The organism is Pectobacterium araliae (assembly GCF_037076465.1).
Lineage (GTDB): Bacteria > Pseudomonadota > Gammaproteobacteria > Enterobacterales > Enterobacteriaceae > Pectobacterium > Pectobacterium araliae.
In genome coordinates this window covers 1,188,742-1,212,759 of record NZ_AP028908.1, presented here as the reverse complement: position 1 = coordinate 1,212,759, position 24,018 = coordinate 1,188,742, and the positions used below count along the sequence as shown (strand labels likewise).

Annotated in this window: 19 protein-coding genes; 7 read left to right on the top strand and 12 right to left on the bottom strand. The window is 51.1% G+C overall.

Annotated elements, in window-relative coordinates:
• Positions 1 to 103: 103 nt before the first annotated feature.
• Both AACH44_RS05405 and ushA read right to left on the bottom strand, forming a co-directional pair.
• Entirely contained in the window at positions 104 to 2,257 is a 2,154-nt protein-coding gene (locus AACH44_RS05405; RefSeq protein ID WP_261848143.1) for a carbon starvation CstA family protein, read from the bottom strand.
• Between the two features lie 470 nt (positions 2,258 to 2,727).
• Positions 2,728 to 4,377, bottom strand: a complete 1,650-nt coding sequence (ushA, locus tag AACH44_RS05400; RefSeq protein ID WP_261848142.1) for a bifunctional UDP-sugar hydrolase/5'-nucleotidase UshA — start codon at positions 4,375 to 4,377, stop codon at positions 2,728 to 2,730.
• A 666-nt stretch (positions 4,378 to 5,043) separates the two neighbouring features.
• Here ushA and ybaL point away from each other — a divergent pair.
• Complete coding sequence (gene ybaL / locus AACH44_RS05395) at positions 5,044 to 6,729, top strand: YbaL family putative K(+) efflux transporter (protein ID WP_261848141.1); 1,686 nt, start codon at positions 5,044 to 5,046, stop codon at positions 6,727 to 6,729.
• A 110-nt stretch (positions 6,730 to 6,839) separates the two neighbouring features.
• Here the strand turns inward: ybaL and hemH are convergent, their stop codons facing one another.
• The 8 genes from hemH to AACH44_RS05355 form a co-directional block, all read right to left on the bottom strand.
• Positions 6,840 to 7,802, bottom strand: coding sequence for a ferrochelatase (gene hemH / locus AACH44_RS05390; protein WP_261848140.1), 963 nt, complete (start codon positions 7,800 to 7,802; stop codon positions 6,840 to 6,842).
• Between the two features lie 222 nt (positions 7,803 to 8,024).
• Positions 8,025 to 8,669, bottom strand: coding sequence for an adenylate kinase (gene adk, locus AACH44_RS05385; RefSeq protein ID WP_261848139.1), 645 nt, complete (start codon positions 8,667 to 8,669; stop codon positions 8,025 to 8,027).
• Between the two features lie 262 nt (positions 8,670 to 8,931).
• On the bottom strand, positions 8,932 to 10,815 hold the full coding sequence (htpG, locus tag AACH44_RS05380) for a molecular chaperone HtpG (RefSeq protein WP_338659602.1): 1,884 nt from the start codon (positions 10,813 to 10,815) through the stop codon (positions 8,932 to 8,934).
• A gap of 175 nt (positions 10,816 to 10,990) precedes the next feature.
• On the bottom strand, positions 10,991 to 11,596 hold the full coding sequence (gene recR, locus AACH44_RS05375) for a recombination mediator RecR (protein WP_261848138.1): 606 nt from the start codon (positions 11,594 to 11,596) through the stop codon (positions 10,991 to 10,993).
• On the bottom strand, positions 11,596 to 11,925 hold the full coding sequence (locus AACH44_RS05370) for a YbaB/EbfC family nucleoid-associated protein (protein ID WP_005976112.1): 330 nt from the start codon (positions 11,923 to 11,925) through the stop codon (positions 11,596 to 11,598). The genes recR and AACH44_RS05370 overlap by 1 nt, the downstream gene beginning before the upstream one ends.
• A gap of 40 nt (positions 11,926 to 11,965) precedes the next feature.
• On the bottom strand, positions 11,966 to 14,026 hold the full coding sequence (dnaX, locus tag AACH44_RS05365; protein ID WP_261848137.1) for a DNA polymerase III subunit gamma/tau: 2,061 nt from the start codon (positions 14,024 to 14,026) through the stop codon (positions 11,966 to 11,968).
• 74 nt (positions 14,027 to 14,100) lie between these two features.
• On the bottom strand, positions 14,101 to 14,655 hold the full coding sequence (apt, locus tag AACH44_RS05360; protein WP_261848220.1) for an adenine phosphoribosyltransferase: 555 nt from the start codon (positions 14,653 to 14,655) through the stop codon (positions 14,101 to 14,103).
• Between the two features lie 217 nt (positions 14,656 to 14,872).
• Complete coding sequence (locus AACH44_RS05355) at positions 14,873 to 15,268, bottom strand: DUF454 family protein (RefSeq protein ID WP_261848219.1); 396 nt, start codon at positions 15,266 to 15,268, stop codon at positions 14,873 to 14,875.
• A 195-nt stretch (positions 15,269 to 15,463) separates the two neighbouring features.
• Between AACH44_RS05355 and priC the strand changes: the two genes are divergently transcribed.
• Together priC and rsmS are read left to right on the top strand one after the other, a co-directional pair.
• Positions 15,464 to 16,003, top strand: a complete 540-nt coding sequence (gene priC / locus AACH44_RS05350) for a primosomal replication protein (RefSeq protein WP_261848136.1) — start codon at positions 15,464 to 15,466, stop codon at positions 16,001 to 16,003.
• Between the two features lie 37 nt (positions 16,004 to 16,040).
• Complete coding sequence (gene rsmS, locus AACH44_RS05345; RefSeq protein WP_261848135.1) at positions 16,041 to 16,220, top strand: pleiotropic regulatory protein RsmS; 180 nt, start codon at positions 16,041 to 16,043, stop codon at positions 16,218 to 16,220.
• A gap of 45 nt (positions 16,221 to 16,265) precedes the next feature.
• On the opposite strand, the gene acrR is transcribed toward rsmS, so the two are convergent.
• Positions 16,266 to 16,907 (bottom strand): multidrug efflux transporter transcriptional repressor AcrR, encoded by a 642-nt coding sequence (gene acrR, locus AACH44_RS05340; protein ID WP_261848134.1) that lies wholly within the window; start codon positions 16,905 to 16,907, stop codon positions 16,266 to 16,268.
• Between the two features lie 165 nt (positions 16,908 to 17,072).
• Between acrR and AACH44_RS05335 the strand changes: the two genes are divergently transcribed.
• Complete coding sequence (locus tag AACH44_RS05335; RefSeq protein WP_261848133.1) at positions 17,073 to 18,266, top strand: efflux RND transporter periplasmic adaptor subunit; 1,194 nt, start codon at positions 17,073 to 17,075, stop codon at positions 18,264 to 18,266.
• A 28-nt stretch (positions 18,267 to 18,294) separates the two neighbouring features.
• Positions 18,295 to 21,423, top strand: coding sequence for an efflux RND transporter permease subunit (locus tag AACH44_RS05330; RefSeq protein ID WP_261848132.1), 3,129 nt, complete (start codon positions 18,295 to 18,297; stop codon positions 21,421 to 21,423).
• A gap of 88 nt (positions 21,424 to 21,511) precedes the next feature.
• On the opposite strand, the gene AACH44_RS05325 is transcribed toward AACH44_RS05330, so the two are convergent.
• Positions 21,512 to 22,984 (bottom strand): IS1182 family transposase, encoded by a 1,473-nt coding sequence (locus tag AACH44_RS05325; RefSeq protein ID WP_338659520.1) that lies wholly within the window; start codon positions 22,982 to 22,984, stop codon positions 21,512 to 21,514.
• Between the two features lie 297 nt (positions 22,985 to 23,281).
• Between AACH44_RS05325 and AACH44_RS05320 the strand changes: the two genes are divergently transcribed.
• Both AACH44_RS05320 and ykgO read left to right on the top strand, forming a co-directional pair.
• Positions 23,282 to 23,530, top strand: coding sequence for a type B 50S ribosomal protein L31 (locus AACH44_RS05320; protein ID WP_261848131.1), 249 nt, complete (start codon positions 23,282 to 23,284; stop codon positions 23,528 to 23,530).
• A gap of 17 nt (positions 23,531 to 23,547) precedes the next feature.
• Positions 23,548 to 23,691: a type B 50S ribosomal protein L36 gene (gene ykgO, locus AACH44_RS05315; protein ID WP_005976091.1), complete on the top strand. Its 144-nt coding sequence runs from the start codon at positions 23,548 to 23,550 to the stop codon at positions 23,689 to 23,691.
• The last annotated feature ends 327 nt before the right edge of the window (positions 23,692 to 24,018 follow it).

Here is a 24,018-nt window from a genome sequence, read left to right as displayed (position 1 = left end):
AATACCCTGTATAACGTTATACATTATACAGGGTATCTGTACCCGTCATCTTTCACGTTCAGCCTTGCTAGCTGTCTCGCAAAATCTGACGGATGCGAGTCACTTAGTGGCCGGAAGAGACTTTAACGCCACCTTCAGGAACTGGTACATACGGTGTTTCCTGATCGGTACGTTCAGCCACTTTACGTGCCGCCAGCGCCGCTTTAATGCCGTACGCAATAATACTGTACACCACGAACAGGAACAGAATGCTCAGGCCAGCATTAGTGTAGTTATTGATCACAATATGGTTCATATTGGCAATCTGCTGGGCGCTCAAATCGGCACCACCTTCGGCAATTTTGCCCTTGAACATATTCGCCATATAGAGGAAACCTTCCAGCTGTGGGTTGTCGCTGAACAGTTTCAGGCCCAGTGCCCAAGTAGTACAGATCAGCAGCCAAACCGCCGGAACCAGCGTGACCCAAATGTACTGAGCGCGTTTCATTTTAATCAGGATAACCGTCCCCAACACCAGCGCTACCGCAGCCAGCATCTGGTTGGAGATACCAAACAACGGCCACAGGCTCTTCACGCCACCCAGCGGATCAACCACGCCTTGATACAGCAGGTAACCCCACAGACCCACGCAGCCTGCCGTACCGATCATACCGGCAATCAGAGAATCCGTTTTCTTCAGGAATGGAACAAAATTACCCAGCAGATCCTGCAACATGAAGCGACCAGAACGCGTCCCCGCATCCAGCGCCGTCAGAATGAACAACGCTTCAAACAGAATACCGAAGTGATACCAGAAGCCCATGTCGGCACCAGGAATGATCTGGTGGAACACGTGTGCGATACCGACAGCCAGTGTTGGTGCACCGCCAGCACGATTCAGAACGGAAGGTTCACCGATGTCTTTCGCCGTTTGCAGAATCTGCTCAGGAGAAATCACGAAACCCCAGGAACTAACGGTCGCCGCCGCATGTGCGGATACGTCATGCAACTGTGCCAGAATCATCGGCGCATCCGCCGTGCCCAGTCGATGCAGATCCGGCATCGTAATACCCAACGCCGCTGGCGGAGTATTCATCGCGAAGTACAGTCCTGGTTCAATGATAGACGCGGCAACCAACGCCATGATCGCCACGAAGGATTCCATCAACATTGCGCCATAGCCAATAAAGCGCGCATCCATTTCGTTCGCCAGCAGCTTCGGCGTGGTGCCGGAAGCGATCAACGCGTGGAAGCCAGACACGGCACCACAGGCAATGGTAATAAACAGGAACGGAAACAGCGTACCTTTCCAGACCGGACCAGATCCATCCACAAACTGCGTTACCGCTGGCATTTTCAGATCCGGGTTCAGGATCACGATACCAATCGCCAGACCAACGATGACACCAATTTTCAGGAAGGTCGCCAGATAGTCACGCGGTGCCAGAATCAACCATACTGGTAGCAGTGCAGATACGAAGGCATAACCAATCAGCGTAAAGGTGATGGTGGTATCTTTGAAGGTTAGCGCTGGGCCCCAGTACGGATCGTGTGCAACCACACCACCAAACCAGATCGCCAATACCAGCAGCACGACCCCTATCACCGAGACTTCACCGACTTTACCTGGACGGATAAAGCGCATGTAAATACCCATGAACAGCGCGATCGGCACCGTAGAGCACACGGTAAAGACACCCCACGGGCTTTCCGCCAACGCTTTCACCACAATCAGCGACAGTACGGCAAGAATAATGATCATGATGAGGAAGCAGCCGAACAGTGCAATCGTTCCAGGAACTGAGCCGAGCTCTTCCTTCACGATTTCGCCTAACGACGCCCCTTTGCGGCGGGTAGAAATAAACAGCACCATGAAGTCCTGCACGGCACCCGCCAACACCACGCCGCCCAGCAGCCATAAGGTGCCCGGCAAGTAGCCGACCTGCGCGGCCAGTACAGGACCAACCAACGGGCCCGCACCAGCGATAGCAGCAAAGTGGTGCCCGAACAGGACGTTACGGTTCGTCGGCACATAATTAAGACCGTCGTTATTGACAACGGCAGGGGTTGCTCTGGTTGGGTCCAACTGCATGACTTTTTGTGCGATATACAGGCTGTAGTATCGATAAGCCACGAGGTAAACGGCGACAGAAGCAACAATAATCCATAATGCACTGACATGCTCGCCACGACGTAGTGCGACTACGCCAAGGCTGGCAGCCCCAATGATTCCAAGAATCATCCAGGGGATGTGTTTAAGAATGGAACTGCTCTTCATAAGACATCCTTCAATTAAAAATCAGTAATCGGTTGATTTTATTAGCTGTAGAAAAAGGAACTCGGGTAAAGCGTCGTGCGATAACGCAAGTCATCGCGTATTTCAGATACAGGAAGATAGTGGCGGCACAATACGTCATCGTGCGCGCGCGTGAGGTGGGTATTTAGGTAGGCGGCAGAATAGCGCGCTAAGCGGTTAGAATGGCGCAGTAAGTGGCTGGAGAGAAACGGCGGAGTGATGGCTGAGAGACCGTTAGTGAGGGTACATCAGAAGTATCGTCTATTTGGCAGTTCTATTGCACTAAGTTAACGCAATTCACTAAACGCATTTATCCAATTAAATCAGTAAATTAAACTTATCCAACAGGAGTCATTAAGGGCCTAAATGCAACACCGTATTTCAGAATTCTACTTCACAAAAACAGCGGTTTTCGCCATCAGCAAAGAGACAAAAACCGCCATAATTATGAGTTACTTATAAACAATTTCACCTTTCGGCGCGTAGGCTTCTGCGTCCAGCGGTGAATGTTTCTCGATGTATTGCTTCAACACTTCCGCATCGACAAAGCCGGTGTTCACATAGCCCGGTAGGTTATCAAGGCGTGGGTAACCATCCCCCCCCATCGCATTAAAGTTCAGCGTTGCCATACGATAAACTTTATCGGCCTGCAACGGTTCACCTTTGATTTTCACGCTCTGCACACCTTGACCATCGGCAGTCAGACTGACGTTAAGGAATTGCGCATAGGCACCGGAATCCACCTTTTTATTGGCGGCGACAGCCAGATATTTCTCGACGTCACTGCCTTTCATATCGACATAAACCAGCGTGTTCGCAAATGGCTGAACCTTCAGTACATCTTTATAAGTGATATCACCCGGTTCAATCGAATCACGTACACCACCGCCGCTCATAATGGCAAAATCGGCCTCTGCACGCTCAAGCTGTGCAGATAGCAGTACGTGTGCCAGATTGGTCTGACGGAAACGCACCTGATTGCGGTCACCTTCCAGTTTCCCTTTCACGCTACCGATCTTAATACCCAACTGCGCCTGTCCTTTTTCCTGGAACGGCGTCAGCATTTTCATGACATCAGAATCCTGCGCGATTTCATGCGTATAGAAGACACGTTCGGTTTTGCCGTCTTTCTCTACCTTTTTCTTCAGGTTGATCGGTATCAGCTGATAGTGCTCAAGTTTCAATTCACCATTGCGGAATGTGAAATCAGCACGACCGACATACTTACCCCACTCATGCGCCTGAACAATCCAGGTGCCGTTCTGGCGATCGGGTGCGCAAGGCGAGCCAGGAACATAGTCCACCTGTTTTTTATTTTCCTGTGCCATGCAGACTGGATCCTGCGAGTGACCACCAACAATCATATCTAGATACCCGGCCGGCAGGCTACGCGCCATTTCCACATCACCCGGCGCATTCGAGCCATGATTACCATCGTCATAGTGCCCCATGTGCGTCGCGGCAATAATCACATCTGGCTTTTCGCTCTTCCGCAATTGCTCAACAACCTGCTTTGCTTCCGTGGAAGGGTTACGGAATTCGATATCGGTAAAATACTCAGGATTGCCTAATTTGGCCGTATCGTCCGTTGTCAGGCCGATAACCGCGATTTTCACACCTTGCTTGTCGAACAGGGCATAAGGCTTGAATAAGCGCTGGCTGGTACTTTTTTGATAGATATTGGCCGATAACAGCGGAAATTTCGCCCATTTCTCCTGTTGACGCAGGACAGACAGCGGATTATCGAATTCGTGGTTGCCAAGTGCCATGGCATCATAGCCAACCATGTTCATACCGCGGAAATCTGGCTCCGCATCCTGCAAATCAGACTCAGGGACGCCGGTATTAATATCACCGCCGGAAAGCAGCAGTACACTACCACCTTGACTCGCCACTTCCTGACGAACCTGATCAACCAACGTTTTTTGTGCCGCCAAACCGTATTCGCCGTGATCGTTATGCCAGAAATGACCATGGTGGTCATTGGTATGCAAAATAGTGATGGCGTATGTTTTATCTTTTTCCCAAGCCATTGACATAACAGGCGTTAGCGCTAGCGATACGGCTATCGCACATCCCAGAGCTTTTAGTGAAAAGCGCATGATAAATCTCCGTTTATTTTAAAGCTACAGTGGAACCACTGAGAAATTCATTGCACAAATTATCACAGCCAGATGAACAATGCGCCAAGCACGTTCACGCCGTTCGTCAGCAATGTGCGATAGCCAACAAAATCAGATTAGGTATCGCAGCGAGAGTAACGTCGCGCTGGCATAGCACTGTCGTCGCGCCGTCATGAACTCTTGTTAATATGGATGCTTCATTGGAATAACTCCGTATCACACCGTTTATTCTCTGTTTTCCGAGGTTTTACACCAGTGGGAAATTTTTTTTCACTGAATACACAGAAAAGTAGTAAGGCATTACAGCCAGAACATCACGCTATCAGAATAATTACGCATGTTTATCAATGCTTATCGCCAGAAACCATCACTAAATCTGTGTTACACTATCTTTATCTGGAGAAACTGATATTTTTAATAAAATACCACTTTTATCCAAGCAACATTTCGCTACATGCAATAGAATTTATGTATACCCAGAATAATTGGCGTTGCAGCCAGACAGCAAACGAACGAATCCCAATACGCTTTTCGGTACATAATAAAAGTGATAAGGGTACGTAAGGCCGCTCACCACGCTGTAACTTCAAGGCAAGAAGGGTAAATCCGCTCAATTACGTTTCACCTATGGCACAAGGAGTTGGGATGCATGCTGCAACACCGCTAATTTCTACTATCGCTGGGGGGCTCGTTCTTGCCTTCCTCCTTGGTATTCTGGCACACCGCCTGCGTATCTCTCCCCTTGTTGGTTACCTTGCCGCAGGCGTACTCGTCGGCCCTTTTACCCCCGGCTTCGTTGCCGATGCCTCACTGGCATCAGAACTAGCTGAACTTGGCGTAATCCTGCTAATGTTTGGCGTTGGCCTGCACTTCTCGTTGAAAGATCTCATGGCGGTAAAGTCCATCGCCATTCCCGGTGCGATAGCCCAGATTGCCGTGGCTACGCTACTTGGAATGGGGTTATCCGCCATGTTGGGTTGGAGCCTGGCGAGCGGCCTGGTTTTTGGCCTTTGCCTATCCACCGCCAGTACTGTGGTTCTGCTGCGCGCGCTGGAAGAACGACAGCTGATTGATAGCCAGCGTGGCCAAATCGCCATCGGCTGGCTGATTGTTGAAGACCTGGCGATGGTGCTTACACTGGTTCTGTTGCCCGCCTTCGGCGACATGATCGGGGCTGAACATGCCGACACCAGCAAACTGCTGGCCGATTTGGCTTGGACCATCGGTAAAGTCATCGCGTTTATCACCCTGATGATTGTGGTAGGGCGTCGTTTGGTGCCGTGGGTGTTGGCAAAAAGCGCCAGCACCGGTTCACGCGAGCTTTTCACGCTGGCAGTGTTAGCGATGGCTCTCGGTATCGCCTTTGGTGCGGTGAAACTGTTTGATGTCTCCTTTGCATTGGGCGCGTTCTTCGCAGGCGTGGTACTGAACGAATCTGAACTCAGCCAGCGGGCAGCGCATGATACGCTGCCGCTGCGTGATGCCTTCGCCGTATTGTTCTTCGTTTCCGTCGGTATGCTGTTTGATCCGATGATTCTGCTGAACGACCCGATTTCCGTGCTGATCACTCTGGCTATTATCGTGTTCGGTAAGTCAGCCGCCGCTTTCGCGCTGGTTCGTCTCTTTGGTCACTCAAAACGGACAGCATTGACGATTTCTGCCAGTCTGGCGCAGATCGGCGAATTTGCCTTTATTCTGGCAGGGCTCGGCATTGTGTTGGGGTTGTTATCCGAAGAAGGACGAAGTCTAGTACTCGCCGGCGCCATTCTCTCCATCATGATAAACCCGCTGCTGTTTACGCTGCTTGAGCGCTATCTGGCAAAGCATGAAACAATAGAAGAACAGATCGTGGAAGAAGCTATCGAGGAAGAGAAACAGATTCCTGTCGATATGTGCAACCATGCGTTGCTGGTCGGTTATGGTCGAGTTGGTAGTCTGATTGGCGCTAAGTTGCATCAGGCTGGTATTCCCGTCGTGGTGATTGAGAATTCCCGAACACGGGTCGATGCACTGCGCGAACAGGGTATTAAAGCCGTATTGGGCAACGCCACCAAGCCTGAAATCATGGATATTGCGCGTTTGGACTGCGCCCGTTGGTTATTACTGACGATTCCGAACGGCTATGAGGCAGGGGAAATCGTCGCAGCAGCCCGTGAGAAACGCGCCGATCTGGAGATTATTGCCCGCGCACACTATGACGATGAAGTCAGCTACATTACCGAGCACGGTGCCAACGAGGTGGTAATGGGCGAGAGAGAAATTGCCAACAGTATGATTACGCTATTGAAGCTGGATGAAATCCCTCCAGCACCTCAGGCGTGCCCTATCTAACTGGCTACACACTAGAGAAAAAATGGCGGGCAAACAGGTCCGCCGTTTTTTATGCTGTACGATACAAATACCATGCCTTTAAGTATCGCCAAACAAAAGCAACCTTGTCCCTACTCCACTTTTCCAACTAGCTCTTCCAGCAGATCGATGTGCAGCGGATCGTCATTGAGTGCAGGAATGTAGTGGAACACTTCTCCGCCTGCGTGCAGGAAAATTTCACGGTTCTGTTCCTGAATCTCTTCCAACGTTTCCAGGCAGTCAGCAGCAAACCCCGGACACATAATTTGAATATGTTTAACGCCCTGCGCAGGCAATCCTTGCATGGTTTCATCCGTGTACGGCGTCAGCCAGGGTTCACGACCAAAACGCGACTGAAAGGTCATCATTATTTTTCCATCCGGCAGCCCCAACGCAGCAATCAGTGCTTCTGTCGTCGCCCGACAGCGTTGCGGATAGTCATCCCCTTCATTTGCATAACGCACAGGGATACCGTGATAGGAAATCACCAACCTGTCCGGCTCACCATGCTCCGCAAAAGACTGTTCAACACGATGCTTCAACGCTGCAATATAGGCAGGATGCTCAGCGTAATCACGGATAAAGCGAATCGCAGGCAACTGGCGATTATCACGTAGCTGTGCCGCGAGCCCATCCCACACGGCAGCGGTCGTTGAGCAGGAATACTGCGGATACATCGGCAAAACCACCAGTTGCGTTACACCCTGCGCCAATAGCTTATCCAACGCTGAACGCAGGCTCGGTGAACCATAGCTCATGCCCAGCTCAACAGGCGTTTCCGGCATACGTGCAGCCAGTGCCTGCTGCTGCCGACGGCTAATCACCAATAGCGGCGATCCCCCTTCCATCCAGACCGATTGATAGAGCTTCGCCACACGTGGTGAGCGAGTTGGCAGAATGATGCCGCGCAGCAGCGGCCACCAGAGCAGGCGCGGCGTATCCACCACACGCCGATCGCTCAGGAACTCGGCAAGATAACGCCTCACCGCCTGTGGCGTCGGGGCATCGGGCGTTCCTAAGTTCACCATCAACACGCCGTATTTCTCTTGTTTCATCGCCGTCTTCCTTTTATGGAGAGCGGGCTTTCTTTCAGCCCACCAGTGCGTAACATCAAATGTCTATTGTAGCGAAAAAAAGCTAAACAAATACGGGTAGATAACAGGGGTAACGCCGATGCTATCAATAGAGGGAAATAAGCAAACGAGGGTGTTAGGATGAAAAAAATGCCAGACGGTCGTCTGGCACTCAGAGGATGGTGCATGATTCACTGAGAAAAATTAGCCCAGAATAGTTTCCAGTTCTGTGCGAACTTCTTCCACTTTACGCGTGCCTTCCACTTTGAAATAGCGCGTGTTACCCGCATCCGCTTCTTTCTGATAGTAAGAAACCAACGGCGCAGTCTGCTGATGGTACTCAACCAGACGCTTACGCACGGTATCTTCTTGATCGTCCTTACGAATGCTCAGATCTTCACCCGTCACGTCGTCTTTGCCTTCAACTTTAGGCGGATTGAATTTTACATGATAGACACGACCGGACGCCGCATGAACGCGACGGCCAATGATACGATCGATGATCAGTTCGTCAGGAACGGCAAATTCGATAACGTAATCCACATTGATGCCAGCGTCTTTCATCGCATCAGCTTGCGGAATGGTGCGTGGGAAGCCATCCAGCAGAAAACCGTTACGGCAATCCTCCTGGGCGATGCGCTCTTTAACCAGAGCAATGACCAGTTCATCAGTGACGAGTTTACCCGCGTCCATGATTTCTTTAGCCTGCTTGCCCAATTCAGTACCCGCTTTTACCGCTGCACGCAGCATGTCACCCGTGGAAATCTGCGGAATACCGTATTTTTCCATGATGAATTGAGCCTGAGTACCTTTGCCTGCGCCCGGAGCGCCCAGCAGAATAATACGCATCGCGTAAATCCCCTTGCTATGTAATATTTATAAAATAAATTTGAAAAACGCTAAACCATACCATTCCAGACGCTTATGCTCAAGGAACGGGCTCGCTTCAGCAATGTGTAGGCAGATGAAAAAAAGCCAGATACCTAAAAATACGGTTTGCCGCCTGCCCAATGTTGCCATTCAGTGTAGACGAATAAACTCTCGTCAGAGGAAGGAAGCGTAAAAGTCGGGGAAGATCCCGGTTGGCACCGGGATCTGGAGGGCATGACTATCAGGCGCTTAATAGCTGATTCATACGACGAATGAACAGATTCGGGTCGTCCAACGTACCACGTTCGGCCAGCAAAGCCTGATCCAGCAGCAGCTCAACCCACTCGCCAAACTCGGCTTCATCAGAAACGTCAGCCGCACGTTTAATTAGCGCGTGCTCCGGGTTCAGTTCAAAAATGTACTTCACTTCCGGTGCCTGTTGGCCCGCTGCGGCGAACAGTTTCGCCATCTGGGTGCTCATCTCGTCGGCATCTGTTACGACAATCGCTGGTGTATCGGTCAAGCGGTAGGTGAAGCGCACATCTTTAACGCGCTCGCCCAACAAGGTTTTCACACGCTCAACAAACGGCTCCAGCGCTTTTTGTGCTTCTTTCTGCGCATCGTTTTCTTCATCAGCCAGTTTGTCCAGCGTGTCATCCGCTTTGCTAACCGACTGGAAGGATTTACCGTCAAACTCGGTCAGGTAGCTCATCATCCATTCGTCAATGCGCTCGGACAACAGCAATACCTCGATGCCTTTCTTACGGAACAGCTCCAGATGCGGGCTGCTCTTCGCCGCCGCATAGCTGTCTGCGGTGATGTAGTAGATCTTGTCCTGACCTTCCACCATCCGGCTGACGTAATCTTCCAGCGATACCGTCTGTGTGGAGCTGTCGGATTGCGTAGAAGCAAAGCGCAGCAGTTTCGCGATCGCTTCGCGGTTGCTGCCATCTTCCGCCGGGCCTTCTTTCAATACCAGTCCAAACTGTTGCCAGAACGTCTGGTATTTTTCCGCGTCATCTTTCGCCAGTTTATCCAGCATTTGCAGCACACGCTTAGTCAGCGCATTACGCAGGTTCTGCGTCACACGGCTGTCCTGCAGAATCTCACGGGAAACATTCAGCGGCAGATCGTTGGAATCAATCAGGCCGCGAACAAAACGCAGGTAGTTCGGCATGAACTGTTCGGCATCATCCATAATGAAGACGCGCTGAACGTATAATTTAAGGCCGTGTTTATGATCGCGGTTCCACATATCCCATGGTGCGTGTGCAGGGATGTAGAGCAGGCTGGTGTATTCCTGCTTGCCTTCCACACGGTTGTGGCTCCAGCTCAGTGGATCGGTAAAGTCATGAGAGATGTGCTTATAAAACTCGTTATACTCATCATCGCTGACTTCAGATTTACTGCGTGTCCACAACGCTTGCGCCTTGTTAATTTTTTCCCAGCTAACGGTGGACTCACCGCCTTCTTCTTCGCTTTCTGTCCGGGATTCGATCTCTACCGGCAGCGCGATATGGTCGGAATATTTGCTAATGACGGAACGCACACGCCAGTCATCCAGAAACTCGTCTTCACCTTCGCGTAGATGAAGCGTGATTTCCGTGCCGCGATCGTCTTTGGTGATGTCGGCAATGGTGTAATCGCCTTCACCAGCAGATTCCCAATACACGCCCTGATCGGCATTTGCCCCCGCTGCGCGGGTGCGGACAGTCACTTTATCCGCCACGATGAAGGCAGAGTAAAAGCCCACACCGAACTGACCAATCAGCTGGCTATCTTTAACCTGATCGGAACCCATGGATTCCAGAAAGGCCTTAGTGCCGGATTTCGCAATCGTACCAAGATTATCAATCACTTCGTCACGGCTCATGCCGATACCGTTGTCAGAAATCGTCAGTGTACGTTTTTCTTTATCGGTAGACACCCGCACGCGCAAATCGCCATCGCCTGCATACAGTTCAGGGGTAGACAGCGCGCGGAAGCGCAATTTGTCCGCCGCATCGGAGGAGTTAGAGATCAATTCACGCAGAAAAATTTCTTTGTTGGAATAAAGCGAATGGATCATCAAATGCAGGAGTTGCTTAACTTCGGACTGGAACCCGCGAGTTTCTTGGCCTTTCATACTCATTGTTGCTTACCTCAATCCTAATATTATTCAGGCTGATTAAACTGACGATAAGTAGCAGATGGGGATAAATCGGGGTGATTTCAAGGGGTAAATTTCAGCGATTCGAGAAAATGAAGGGGAAAGAAAAGCGGACTGCGGCTGCCAGACAATGACGCAGGCAGCCGACAGCTTAAAACCGGAAAGGCTGGCGACCCGCGAGCGAATGCGAGAGTGTGGTGCCGTCAACCATTTCCAACTCACCGCCAACGGGAACACCGTGTGCAATGCGGCTGGCCATCACGCCGTGTTGCGCGCAGAGCTCAGCGATATAATTCGCCGTGGCATCACCTTCTACCGTCGGGTTAGTAGCCAAAATGACTTCGCTGATCGATTCCACTTGCAGTCGCTCTTCCAGCCGCCCCAAACCGATGTCGTCTGGGCCAATGCCATCCAGCGGCGACAAATGCCCCATCAGCACAAAGTAACGACCGGCAAACTGCCCCGTTTGTTCAATCGCATGAATATCAGCCGGGCTTTCTACCACGCAAATTTGCCCATTTTGCTGGCGGCGTGGGTTCGAGCAAATCGCACAAGCATCCTGCTCGGTAAATGTCCGACAATCACTACAGTGACCGATTTCGGACATCGCCCGCGTCAACGCCTGCGCCAGACGCATACCGCCGCTGCGATTGCGTTGCAGCAGTTGAAACGCCATGCGCTGCGCCGACTTGGGGCCAACGCCCGGCAGGCAGCGCAGTGCTTCCATCAATGACTCAAGAAGCGGACTGGTCTGCATCAGAACGGCATCTTGAAGCCCGGCGGCAATTGCATGCCGCTGGAAACCGACGCCATTTTCTCTTTTTGCGTTTCAGCAATACGACGAGCGGCATCGTTGAACGCCGCAGCGATCAGGTCTTCCAGCATTTCTTTGTCGTCTTCCATCAGGCTTGGATCGATCTCAACACGGCGACAGTTATGCGCACCGTTGATCGTGATTTTCACCAGACCCGCACCCGACTCACCCGTGACTTCCAGATTCGCCACTTCTTCCTGCATCTGCTGCATTTTTTCCTGCATCTGCTGGGCTTGCTTCATCAGGTTGCCAATTCCACCTTTACCAAACATAGTTTTCTCTCTATCACGTCGGGCTGCGCACTCGCAGCGGTTAAACAGGGCGGATACTTTCTTCGTCCAGTTCCGCATCAAAGAAACGCCGCAGCGTTTGAATCGTTGTATCGGCCAGAATTGACTGACGTGCCTGCGCCAGCTTCTCTTCATAGATAGCCTGACGCCACTCCAGCGGCGTCCGCACCGCCGGGTTGTCGTCTTCAGTAATCAGTAATTCTACAGGATACCCATAGTGAGCCGTCAATGCGTCCACCAGCGTCTTTTGCGCCGCAGGTGAATTCAGGTGTCGCTGGGAGGAACGCAGATGCAGATGAACCTTGCCTGCCTCGTCACTCTCTTTAAACGCATTAAGCGCCAGCTGTTGTACCAGCTTTGGCAACGTCAGGCGATGGATTTCCGCCGCCCAGGCATCCCGCTCCAGAGACTCTTCCGCCAGCCGTGCCGCCAGTTCTGGCGTTTTTTCGTGCTCTAAGGCCGAACGCAGCGCCTTTGGCGTTGCGACATCAACCTTCTCTTCTTCGACTTTATTCTGCGCCCGCCAACGATACGCTTCCGGCTTTTTGGGCTCGGAGGGAGACGTTTTCGCGTTTTGCCGTTGAATGCTGCGCTCAGTCACCGAAGCCAATCGCTCCAGCGCTGAGGTTGCCGGCCGCGTGTTGTCAGACGCTGCCGGATCAGCCTTTTTTGGTGGCGTACTCCCCTGTTTTCGCAAGAGCTGACTACGCGCCTGTAATAGCTGAGACGTCGCATCAGGCAATTCGCTCTCACCCAGCTGATCCGCAGAACCAGTTGAAGCAGACGTTTCCCCTAACGGCGGTGCATAGGCAGAGGCATCCACTGTCGGTTCAGGAGAATAAGATGACGGCTGCACATCATCATGAGATTCAGTGTGTTGCTGCATTGGCGCACGAGCCGTCACCGACGCGGTGGCAACCGGCTTCTGCACAGAAGGCATACGCGTCACCTGAGCAGGCGCTACGCTGATTGGTGCAACAGGTTCGGCAATAATCTGACTGGGATGAAACGCCAACGCTCTCAGTAGCGTCATTTCCACGCCCATCCGGCGATCGGGTGCAAAAGGCAGTTCTTTGCGGCCAATGAGTATCGTCTGGTAGTAAAGCTGTACATCCGCAGGCGGCAGCGCACGAGCTAACTCTCGCATACGCGCTTCAACGGCAGCATAATCATCGCCCAATGCCGCAGGTAGCAGTTGAACCATCGCGATACGGTGTAGCAGCGTCTGGGTTTCCACCAGCAGCGATTCCCAGTCCACGCCCCGTGACGCGACTTGGTCTAGCAGCGACATCACCTGTGCGCCATCGCCTTTCGCCAGCGCTTCAATCAGTGCCAGCGGTTGTTCATCGTCCAACGTTCCCAGCATGTGGCTGACTGAATCCGTCGTCACCTGCCCTTGCCCCATGGCAATAGCCTGATCGGTCAGGCTCAGCGCATCACGCAAGCTTCCATCAGCAGCACGCGCTAAGAGTTGTAGCGCGCGTGGTTCACTGACCAGATTCTCTGCCTGTAATACCTGTTCCAAATGTGCACGAATCTGTTCGACATCCAGCGCTTTGAGGTGAAATTGCAGGCAACGTGACAAAATGGTCACCGGCAGTTTCTGCGGATCGGTGGTTGCTAGCAAAAATTTGACGTGCGGAGGCGGTTCTTCCAGCGTTTTCAGCAACGCATTAAAGCTGTGGCGCGATAGCATGTGCACTTCGTCAATCAGGTACACTTTGAATCGCCCACGCGCAGGGGCGTACTGCACATTATCTAGCAAATCGCGCGTGTCTTCGACTTTAGTACGAGACGCAGCATCGATTTCGATTAAATCGACAAAACGCCCCTGCTCGATTTCGCGGCAGTTGTCACACTGGCCGCACGGCGTTGCCGTCACGCCCTGTTCGCAATTCAGCCCTTTAGCCAGCAAACGGGCAATGGTCGTCTTCCCAACACCGCGAGTGCCAGAAAACAAATAAGCGTGATGGATTCTGCCTAGGGAAAGGCCGTTAGCCAACGCGGTCAGGACATGTTCCTGACCGACAACATCGGTAAAGGTTTGGGGACGCCACTTACGGGCAAGAACCTGATAGCTCATCAATACCGCAACAGTCGAGTTATTGAGGCGATCATGCTAACACAGCCACGCCGCTATCGGCGAGACTGTTATGATTAATGTCCGGGGAAGTCAACCAGGCTATAGCAGGTGACACCCATCTCGGTCAGGCGTTGCTCACCGCCCAGATCGAACAGATTGATGATAAAAGCGGCATCGTTAACCGTACCACCCAGACGACGGATCAATTTCACCGTAGCTTCGAGCGTACCGCCCGTTGCCAGCAGATCGTCAATCACCAGCACATTATCACCCGCAGAGATCGCATCGGCATGAATTTCCAGCGTATCGGAACCGTATTCCAGTTCATAGCTTTCACTGATCGTCGGACGTGGTAGTTTGCCTGGCTTACGCACGGGAACAAAACCCACACCCAGCGCCAGCGCAACCGGTGCGCCAAACAGAAAACCACGCGCTTCCGTGCCAACAACTTTCGTCACTCCGGTATTGCGGTAACGGTTCGCCAGCATCTCAATACTGGCCGCATAGGCCACAGGATCTTCCAGCAGGCTGGTAACATCACGGAACAGTATGCCCGGTTTCGGATAATCGGGGATGCTTTTGATACTGTTTTTAATTAATTCTGCCTGCTGCTGCGCTGTTACGGTCATCATAATTGTGCCTGATAAAACGTTCTAAACATACAAATGCCGGTCGCCACAAGGCTTTCACCATCGCATGATGTGATGAATAAGCATTATGACAAAGAGGAAAATGGCGACCCGCGCACGAAAACGCCCAAATCTAGTCAAAGTGGCGAACAAATGCAACTACCCGCACTCTGGGTGGGTAGTTTTTGTATTCCCGTCACAGAGACCGCCGCTTACGCTATCTTTTCGGATTCACGCCTTGCATTTGTTGTTCTGGATCAACCACAGGCAAACGAAGCATGAAGGTCAGCAAAATCGCCAAAATCGCTAATAGCAAGATCCTGACCCAAACCAGCTTAACCAGCCAGAGCGAAAGTGCAAACGTCAGCAGAATCAAGGTGACAGCCTTCCATTTTGCTCCCGGTGGCAACGCCCGATGTTGTTGCCAATGACGCAGATAACTGCCAAACCAGGAGCGGTACAGTAGCCAGTCATGGAAACGCGGGGACGAGCGAGCAAAGCACCAGGCGGCCAATAACAAGAAAGGCGTGGTCGGTAATAAGGGCAACACGACACCCAACGTTGCCAGCGCAACGGAAACCCACCCCAGAATAATCAGCAACACGCGATACATATTCACCTTTACGCTTTGTTCGCTACCACTAAGTTTTGTCGACGACAATGTTCATCACACTTTATCACCACCTTGCCCAATGGATTAGTTAAGATATCCTCATGCAAGCCACAAAGCACCGTATAACTTACCACGCTGACATATTACGTCTGAGTTGGCTGGCTGAATCATTGACCTTAACCGTAAGGGAAAAAAGTGAACACGCATCAATTGCTGCAGGCGCTTGAGCAACAAATTAGTACGCTGTCGAAAGCGCTGGAACCGCTGGCGGATAAAGCCGTGCCGCAATCACGCTTTGATCGTCAGCTGTTTAGCAGCTACGGCACCCGGCTACGTGATTATCGCGCCGAGGTTGAACAAAACCTGTACGCCATAAAACAACTGGTGGTAGAGCAGCGCACCGATCGCGTAGCCTTTCTGGCTGAAAAGCTGGTCAGTCAGATAGCCGCCTTGCAGCGTGAACTGGCAACACAGTCACTACGCCGACAAGAGCAACGTACCACGCCACATCCAGATGGAGATGTGTATCACAAGCTCGCGGAGCATCAGGATTATGAACGCCGTTTGCTTTCCATGATTCAGGATAGAGAAAGTCTGCTCATCACGCAGACGCTCTTCAGCGAGCAACAGCGGCTGCAAAAAGAACTGGCGGCGCTGGAAGGACGACTTGCACGCTGCCGTCAGGCACTATCACGTCTGGAACGTCAGATCGAACGCCGGGAACAAGGATTATAATGCGGCGGCTTCGCAGAGAAAAAAGAGGAGTTGATTCATGTCACTTGAAAATGCCCCACCCGAGGTCAAGCTGGCGGTTGATTTGATTATGCTACTGGAAGAGAACCAGATCGAACCCGATATCGCGCTAGCGGCATTGGCCATGGTACGAACTGATTTTGAAAAAAAGATCGCGCAAAGAGAAACTAACGCGGAATCTTCTGCACGACGCAAATAGCTCTGTGCGAATGGGTAAGGTAGATGAATACGAGCGAACAGCCACTTACCCGGCGGGTTTACGCAGCGCAGGGCTAAAATGTAACATATCGATAAAAGCATCCACCAGTTCCGGTGCTTCCTGATCGAGATCGAAACTTTCTGGCATAAATAGCCAGTTCTCCATCACGCCGGAAAAGTAGGCGCGTAGCGCGATCGCTGCACGGCGGGGATAAATATCCGTCGGCAACATTCCCATACGAATACACTTAATCAGGTTTTCTTCAATATCGATATAACAGGAAAGATAAAGCGCTTTACGCGCATTATACGATTGCAACATTTCACCGACAAACTCACATTTGTGAAATGCAATTTCCATGATAGAGCGCCAGTGAGTATCACTGCCGGTTAAACGCAGCATATAAATCAACAATTCACGCATCACACGGAGTGGATTATCAGGGAATTTTGTCTGATACTCTATTTCAAACTCACTGAGTTTTGACTCAGCCAGCGCCCAGATTTCATCAAAAATTTCGGCTTTGTTCTTAAAATGCCAATAAATAGCACCGCGGGTCACACCGGCAGCGGTGGCAATGTCAGACAATGACGTCACAGACACACCATGCTCAGAGAAGACTCTCAACGCAGTATCTAGTATATGTTGTCGGGTTTCCTGAGCCTGTTTTTTAGTTTTTCGTACCATGATAGTTTGGTTTTTCGTGCCATATCGCTGTATTTGAAGGAAAGCGTGATTTACATACATTCGAGAATGTATGTAACATAGCATGAACATAAGACTATAGCAGCAATGGGTTTTTAAGCTTGTGATCCATTGGTCAATTTCAAATCGGACACTTGAGGTTTATCTATGAACAAAAACAGAGGGCTAACGCCTCTGGCGGCAGTTCTGATGCTTTCTGGCGGCTTAATGCTCGCAGGATGTGATAGCGGCAATAATCAGCAAGGCGGCGCGCAGCAGCAGATGCCTGAAGTGGGTATTGTGACGTTAAAAACGGAAGCACTGAATGTCATGACCGAGCTGCCGGGCCGCACAAGTGCTTACCGCATTGCCGAAGTTCGCCCACAGGTTGGCGGTATTATTCTCAAACGCAACTTCGTTGAAGGGTCTGACATTAAAGCTGGCGCATCGCTGTATCAAATCGATCCTGCGACCTATCAGGCAAGTTACAATAGCGCCAAAGGCTCACTCGCTCAGGCACAGGCTCAGGCAGAAATTGCCCGCCTGACAGTCAACCGCTATAAACCGCTGCTGGGCACCAACTACGTCAGCAAGCAGGATTACGATCAGGCTGTCGCTACCTCTCGTCAGGCTGATGCGGCAGTTCAGGCAGCTAAAGCAGCCGTCGACACGGCACAAATCAATCTGGCATACACCAAGGTTAATTCGCCAATCGAAGGCCGCGTGGGTAAATCTACGGTCACAGAAGGCGCGTTGGTGGCAACCGGGCAAGCAACAGCATTAACGACGGTACAGCAGCTTAATCCAATCTATGTCGATGTTACGCAGTCCAGTAACGATTTCCTGCAATTGAAAAGAGAACTGGAAAGCGGCACGCTGAAGCAGAATGAAGGCAAAGCGAATGTCCGTCTGCTGTTAGAAAACGGCACTGAATATGCCGAAGCGGGTACATTGGAATTCTCTGATGTTACGGTAGATGAAACCACAGGTTCCATCACGCTACGCGCTATCTTCCCGAACCCACAGCATAACCTGCTTCCCGGTATGTTTGTCCGGGCTCGTCTCGATTCCGGCGTTAACCCGACTGCCTTATTAGTTCCCCAGCAAGGTGTCACGCGCGATCCTCGTGGTCAGGCTACCGCGATGGTAGTGGGAGAAGGCGATAAAGTAGAACCTCGCATGCTGAAAACCAGTAAAGCAATTGGTGACAAATGGTTGGTTGCCGAGGGCTTGAAAGCGGGCGATCGCGTTATCGTCACTGGTCTGCAAAAAATCAGACCCGGTGCACAGGTGAAAGCTAAAGAAGTCGCTCCAGAAAATCAGCAGGCGCAACAAGCGTCAGCAGAACCCGCGAAGTCTTAAGACGTTCTAACAGGAGCCGGGACAACTCATGGCTAAGTTTTTTATAGATCGACCCATTTTTGCATGGGTACTCGCCATCATGGTGATGCTGACGGGGTTGCTGGCAATTGTTAAATTACCTATTGCCCAATATCCAACAATCGCACCGCCTGCGATTGATGTAACAGCAACTTATCCAGGGGCCGATGCATCAACGCTGCAAGATTCCGTTACGCAGGTTATCGAACAGAATATGAACGGTATCGATAACCTGATGTACATGTCATCAAGCAGTGATTCTTCAGGTACGGTCCAGATTACGCTGACCTTTGACGCAGGTACTGATCCAGACATCGCGCAGGTCCAGGTGCAGAACAAGCTGCAACTGGCCATGCCGCTGTTGCCACAGGAAGTACAGCAGCAAGGGGTTAACGTTCGGAAATCAAGCAGCAGCTTCCTCATGGTTGCCGCCTTCATCAGTGAAGACGGTAAAATGTCACAGGAAGATATCGCTGACTACGTGGCTGCTAACATTAAAGATCCTATCAGCCGTACCTCCGGTGTAGGTGACGCGCAGCTGTTTGGTTCCCAATACGCGATGCGTATCTGGCTGGATCCGAACAAACTGAACAATTACCAATTAACTGCAGGTGATGTCACCGCCGCAATTCGAGTTCAAAACAACCAGATCGCCGCTGGGCAATTAGGTGGCGCGCCGCCAGTTCCTGGCCAACAGTTGAATGCATCAATCATTGCGCAGACCCGCCTGAACTCAGCAGAAGAATTTTCTAAAATACTGCTAAAAGTTAATACGGATGGCTCTCAGGTTCGCCTTAAAGACGTTGCCCGCGTTGAGTTGGGCGCAGAAGGCTACGACGTTATAGCCCGTTTCAATGGTAACCCCGCGGCCGGTATTGGTATCAAACTGGCAACCGGTGCGAACGCATTGGATACCGCAAACGCAGTAAAGGCTGCGCTAACCAATTTGGAAGAGTTCTTCCCTTCTGGCCTAAAAGTCGTTTACCCGTACGATACCACCCCCTTCGTTAAGATTTCGATCAACGAAGTGGTGAAAACGCTGGTGGAAGCCATCGTACTGGTCTTCCTGGTGATGTATCTGTTCTTGCAGAACTTCCGTGCCACGCTGATCCCAACCATCGCGGTGCCGGTCGTCTTGCTGGGAACGTTTGCTATCCTCTCGGTGTTTGGTTACTCCATTAACACTTTGACGATGTTCGCAATGGTGCTCGCCATCGGGCTTCTGGTGGATGACGCCATCGTCGTCGTGGAAAACGTGGAACGAGTGATGGCGGAAGAAGGGTTACCGCCGAAAGAAGCAACAAAACGTTCCATGGAGCAGATTCAGGGGGCGCTGGTCGGTATTGCGTTGGTTCTGTCTGCCGTATTCATCCCAATGGCATTTACCGGTGGTTCCACAGGGGCAATCTACCGTCAATTCTCTATCACCATCGTTTCTGCAATGGTGCTGTCGGTTCTGGTTGCGTTGATTTTGACGCCAGCGCTTTGTGCAACGCTGTTAAAACCGATTGCCAAAGGCGATCACGGTGAGAAGAAAGGCTTCTTCGGCTGGTTCAACAGACTGTTCGAGAAAAGCACTAATCACTATACCGATAGCGTGGCAAATATCCTGCGCAGCACGGGTCGTTATCTGGTCATCTATCTATTGATTGTTGTGGGTCTGGCACTGTTGTTCTTACGTTTGCCAACGTCTTTCCTGCCGGATGAAGATCAGGGAGTTCTGCTGAATATTGTTCAGTTGCCTTCAGGGGCAACGCAGGAAAACACACAGAAAATCATGGACAGAATGACGCAGTACTATCTCGAAAATGAGAAAAGTAACGTCAAGTCTGTGTTTACCGTGACGGGCTTCGGGTTTTCTGGTCGCGGGCAGAATGCCGGTTTGGCCTTTGCCAGCTTGAATGACTGGAGTGAACGAAGCGGTACGGAAAATAAAGTCCAGGCCATTGCAGGCAGAGCTAACGCGGTTTTCAGTCAATATAAAGAAGCTATCGTGATTGCGGCCAACGTTCCTGCGATTATCGAATTGGGTACCGCAACAGGTTTTGATTTCCAGTTGATTGACCAGGCTAACCTTGGGCATGCAAAACTGACAGAAGCACGTAACCAATTGCTGGGTATGGCGGCACAACACCCTGATACGCTGGTACAAGTTCGTCCTAATGGGATGGAAGATACACCGCAGTTCCGTCTTGATATCGACCAGGAAAAAGCACAAGCGCTTGGCGTGTCACTGGCGGATGTCAGTTCAACGTTGGCAACCACGCTGGGTGGTTCTTACGTGAATGACTTTATCGATCGTGGTCGTGTGAAGAAAGTTTACGTTCAGGCCGATGCGCCTTTCCGTATGTTGCCAGATGACATCAAAAACTGGTACATCCGCGGTAGCAACGGACAGATGGTGCCATTCTCGGCTTTCACGCAGAGCCACTGGGAATATGGTTCACCGCGTCTGGAGCGTTATAACGGCCAACCATCCATGCAGATACAGGGCGAAGCTGCTCCAGGTAAGAGTACCGGTGAAGCCATGGCATTGATGGAAAACTTCGTGACCCAATTACCGCAAGGTATCGGTTACGAATGGACGGGAATGTCTTATCAGGAACGGCTGTCTGGTAATCAGGCTCCGGCAATTTATGCCATTTCATTGATTGTCGTGTTCCTATGTCTGGCGGCACTTTATGAAAGCTGGTCAATACCGTTCTCTGTCATGCTGGTTGTTCCATTGGGGATCATCGGTGCATTGATTGCAGCGAATATGACGAGTCTTGAAAATGACGTTTACTTTAAGGTAGGCCTGCTGACAACCATTGGGCTATCGGCGAAAAACGCCATATTGATCGTCGAATTTGCTAAAGACTTGATGGAAAAAGAAGGTAAAGGGCTAATAGAGGCAACGCTGGATGCGGTTCGTATGCGTTTGCGTCCAATCCTGATGACCTCACTTGCCTTTATCCTCGGCGTAATGCCGCTGGTAATCAGTAGTGGTGCAGGTTCCGGCGCACAGAATGCCGTTGGTACTGGCGTAATGGGCGGGATGATTACAGCAACCGTGCTGGCCATCTTCTTCGTTCCGGTATTCTTCGTTGTTGTTCGTCGTCGCTTCGGTAAAAAAGTGGACGATACAACCGCTCACTAAGACTGCCCCAACACCGACTCTAAAAGGCCGCCTAGCGGCCTTTCAGACTGCTGACTAACCCCACTTTTTCAGGTGGGGTTCTTCTTTTTTAGCGACCGCAGGTCGCGATCGCGATATTTTTCCACAACCTCGTCATTTGAGCTTTCTGCTTGCCCAAGGCGGCGTATTGACCTTCACAAGACCTTTTCAGCCACACATAAAGACAATAAAGAAGCGCCAGCAGCGCCATCTTCTTCATATTTTGCGCTGTGGCCGCAAGCAGGCACTGCATCTGTACTTTCGACAGTCCACGGAACCGGGCATATCGATGACCATGGTGCTGTTTCGCATCCGCGAAGCTTCTCTCCACCGTTTCTTTACGCCGGGCGTATATCTTTTTGCCCCATTTCGTCAGCCGTAACCTGTTGGCTTCCTCTTTCGATGCTTCCCAGACGTGCCGGGTTAGCGTTTTCTGCGCTTTGCTGTTCTGCGTACACTGCCGTCTCTGCTCACACCGTTGGCACACTGTCGGGTCTGAACGGTAATGTTGATAGCCGTTACGGTCTGTCGTGCTGTAGTTCAGTAACTCCTCTGCCGGGCACACATACACATCGCGCTCCTCATCGTACCTGAAGTGCTTCTTCTGGAACGCGTTCTGACCCTTGTGTGGCCGGCGATAGCCCGGAACCAACGCGATACCCATCTCCTGAGTGAGCTGGCACACCGCCGCCGTGAAGTAACCCGCGTCCACGCCCACCGCCACCGGCTCCAGACCGAAGCGTTCTACCTGCCGCTCGAGTCGCCCGATAAAGGGCTGGCTGTCGTGCACATTGCCTGGTGTCACATGGGTATCCATGATGATGCCATGCTTTCCGTCTACTGTGCGGTGGTCCAGATAGAAGAAGCCTTTCGGCTTGTTGTCCCGGTGCATAAAGCCGCTTTCCGGGTCGGTGGTGCTCACTTTGGTGTTTTTAACGGCGTCGTTTTGGGTTGCTTTTCTTGCGGCGGGCAGCGGCTTTTTTTCGCGTTGTTTCCTGTCGGCCTCCACCGCGTCATTCAGTTGCGTGAAGTATTCACTGACCCCTTCAGGGCGCAGTTCATTCACGGCTTTGCGCGGGTTGGCATCGGCTTTCAGGTGGGTGCTGTCGGTGTAGAGCACACGACCGTTTGCCATACCCTGACTCAGGGCCTGTAACACGATATGGTCAAAAATCTGCTGGAAGACATCGCTGCCGTTAAATCGACGGATACGGTTCTGGCTAAGGGTAGAGGCGTCCGGGACCTTCTCGGTCAAGCCCATGCGCAGGAACCAGCGGTAAGCGACATTGACCTGGATTTCCTTGACCAGACGGCGTTCAGAGGGGACACCGAAGAGGTAGCCCAACAGCATCATTTTAATCAGGCGAACGGGGTCGATAGCAGGCCTGCCGTTATCGGGGCAATAGAGGTGGGAAACGGCATCGCGGATAAATTCAAAATTGATGGCAGCATCGATTTTACGGACCAGATGGTCTTCTGGGACAAGTTCGTCGAGGGTGATGGTTTCAAACTGGTACTGCTGCGGGGAGGGTTCTCTGAGCATGGCGGTCAGTCCGTTTTTTGCACTAACCTTATTAGATCAAAATCCTGGCTTCACGGCCAGGACTTTGTCATCAATCTGAAAGGCCGCCTAGCGGCCTTTTTTACGATCCTACCCTACTCCATCAGTCCAAGTTAAAGTGATGGCTAATTCGCACTAAACGGCGTGAGTACCATTTCACTTTCTTTGTCTCTGTCGTTACTTAGCGAGTGCTGCCGCTTCGCCACACATAATGGTTGATCCTGATGCAAAAAAAGCGCAATATTAAAGATGCGTTATAACATAACAAGTTGGATAACTATGAAAGCGAACATTCATCCTGACTATCGCACAGTGGTATTTCATGATACCAGCGCGGATGTCTATTACAGGACAGGGTCAACCATTAAAACCGATCGGACAATCGAACTTGAGGGCGTCAACTACCCTTACGTAACCATTGATGTTTCTTCGGCATCGCATCCCTATTACACTGGGAAGCAAAAAGAATATTCCAAGGAAGGCAGCACTGCGCGCTTCCAGCAGCGCTTTGGGAACTTCTTCAAGTAATCAGAGAGGGTTATTAAATGCAGGTGCTTAGTTCGCTGCGTTCAGCAAAAAATCGTCACAAAGATTGTATTGTGGTCCGCCGTCGCGGACGAGTTTACGTTATATGTAAATCCAATCCACGCTTTAAGGCCGTGCAGGGCGGAAAAAAGAAAAAAGGTTAATCTTTCTCTACCGCATCCCGATACAGTCTATGTTATGACGCGAGTATGACCGTACGGGATGCACTTCCATAAAAAACCTATTAAACAATAAGATAACAACAACCACGCAACCTTACCCCCCGAATGTTCTCTTCGCTTTCCTTCTACCCTTTCTCATATTTTCAGATAGAAATAATTAAATAATCCGCAGGCGAGTTTATTCCATGCTTATTGTTACAAAAAAACAGAGGATTAATCAAAATAAATAGCGATGAAAACCTTACCTATTATCCGCGAATTTTACGAACGCTTTTGCTATAGTCATATATAGAATGACGTAATCGTAGC

Coding starts and splice junctions, on each gene's coding strand:
- hemH (WP_261848140.1), bottom strand. CDS start 7,802: ATGAAACAAGAGAAATACGGCGTGTTGATGGTGAACTTAGGAACGCCC.
- AACH44_RS05335 (WP_261848133.1), top strand. CDS start 17,073: ATGAACAAAAACAGAGGGCTAACGCCTCTGGCGGCAGTTCTGATGCTT.
- htpG (WP_338659602.1), bottom strand. CDS start 10,815: ATGAAAGGCCAAGAAACTCGCGGGTTCCAGTCCGAAGTTAAGCAACTC.
- AACH44_RS05320 (WP_261848131.1), top strand. CDS start 23,282: ATGAAAGCGAACATTCATCCTGACTATCGCACAGTGGTATTTCATGAT.
- AACH44_RS05370 (WP_005976112.1), bottom strand. CDS start 11,925: ATGTTTGGTAAAGGTGGAATTGGCAACCTGATGAAGCAAGCCCAGCAG.
- recR (WP_261848138.1), bottom strand. CDS start 11,596: ATGCAGACCAGTCCGCTTCTTGAGTCATTGATGGAAGCACTGCGCTGC.
- rsmS (WP_261848135.1), top strand. CDS start 16,041: ATGTCACTTGAAAATGCCCCACCCGAGGTCAAGCTGGCGGTTGATTTG.
- adk (WP_261848139.1), bottom strand. CDS start 8,669: ATGCGTATTATTCTGCTGGGCGCTCCGGGCGCAGGCAAAGGTACTCAG.
- ykgO (WP_005976091.1), top strand. CDS start 23,548: ATGCAGGTGCTTAGTTCGCTGCGTTCAGCAAAAAATCGTCACAAAGAT.
- AACH44_RS05330 (WP_261848132.1), top strand. CDS start 18,295: ATGGCTAAGTTTTTTATAGATCGACCCATTTTTGCATGGGTACTCGCC.
- AACH44_RS05355 (WP_261848219.1), bottom strand. CDS start 15,268: ATGTATCGCGTGTTGCTGATTATTCTGGGGTGGGTTTCCGTTGCGCTG.
- acrR (WP_261848134.1), bottom strand. CDS start 16,907: ATGGTACGAAAAACTAAAAAACAGGCTCAGGAAACCCGACAACATATA.
- apt (WP_261848220.1), bottom strand. CDS start 14,655: ATGACCGTAACAGCGCAGCAGCAGGCAGAATTAATTAAAAACAGTATC.
- ybaL (WP_261848141.1), top strand. CDS start 5,044: ATGCATGCTGCAACACCGCTAATTTCTACTATCGCTGGGGGGCTCGTT.
- dnaX (WP_261848137.1), bottom strand. CDS start 14,026: ATGAGCTATCAGGTTCTTGCCCGTAAGTGGCGTCCCCAAACCTTTACC.
- AACH44_RS05405 (WP_261848143.1), bottom strand. CDS start 2,257: ATGAAGAGCAGTTCCATTCTTAAACACATCCCCTGGATGATTCTTGGA.
- AACH44_RS05325 (WP_338659520.1), bottom strand. CDS start 22,984: ATGCTCAGAGAACCCTCCCCGCAGCAGTACCAGTTTGAAACCATCACC.
- ushA (WP_261848142.1), bottom strand. CDS start 4,377: ATGCGCTTTTCACTAAAAGCTCTGGGATGTGCGATAGCCGTATCGCTA.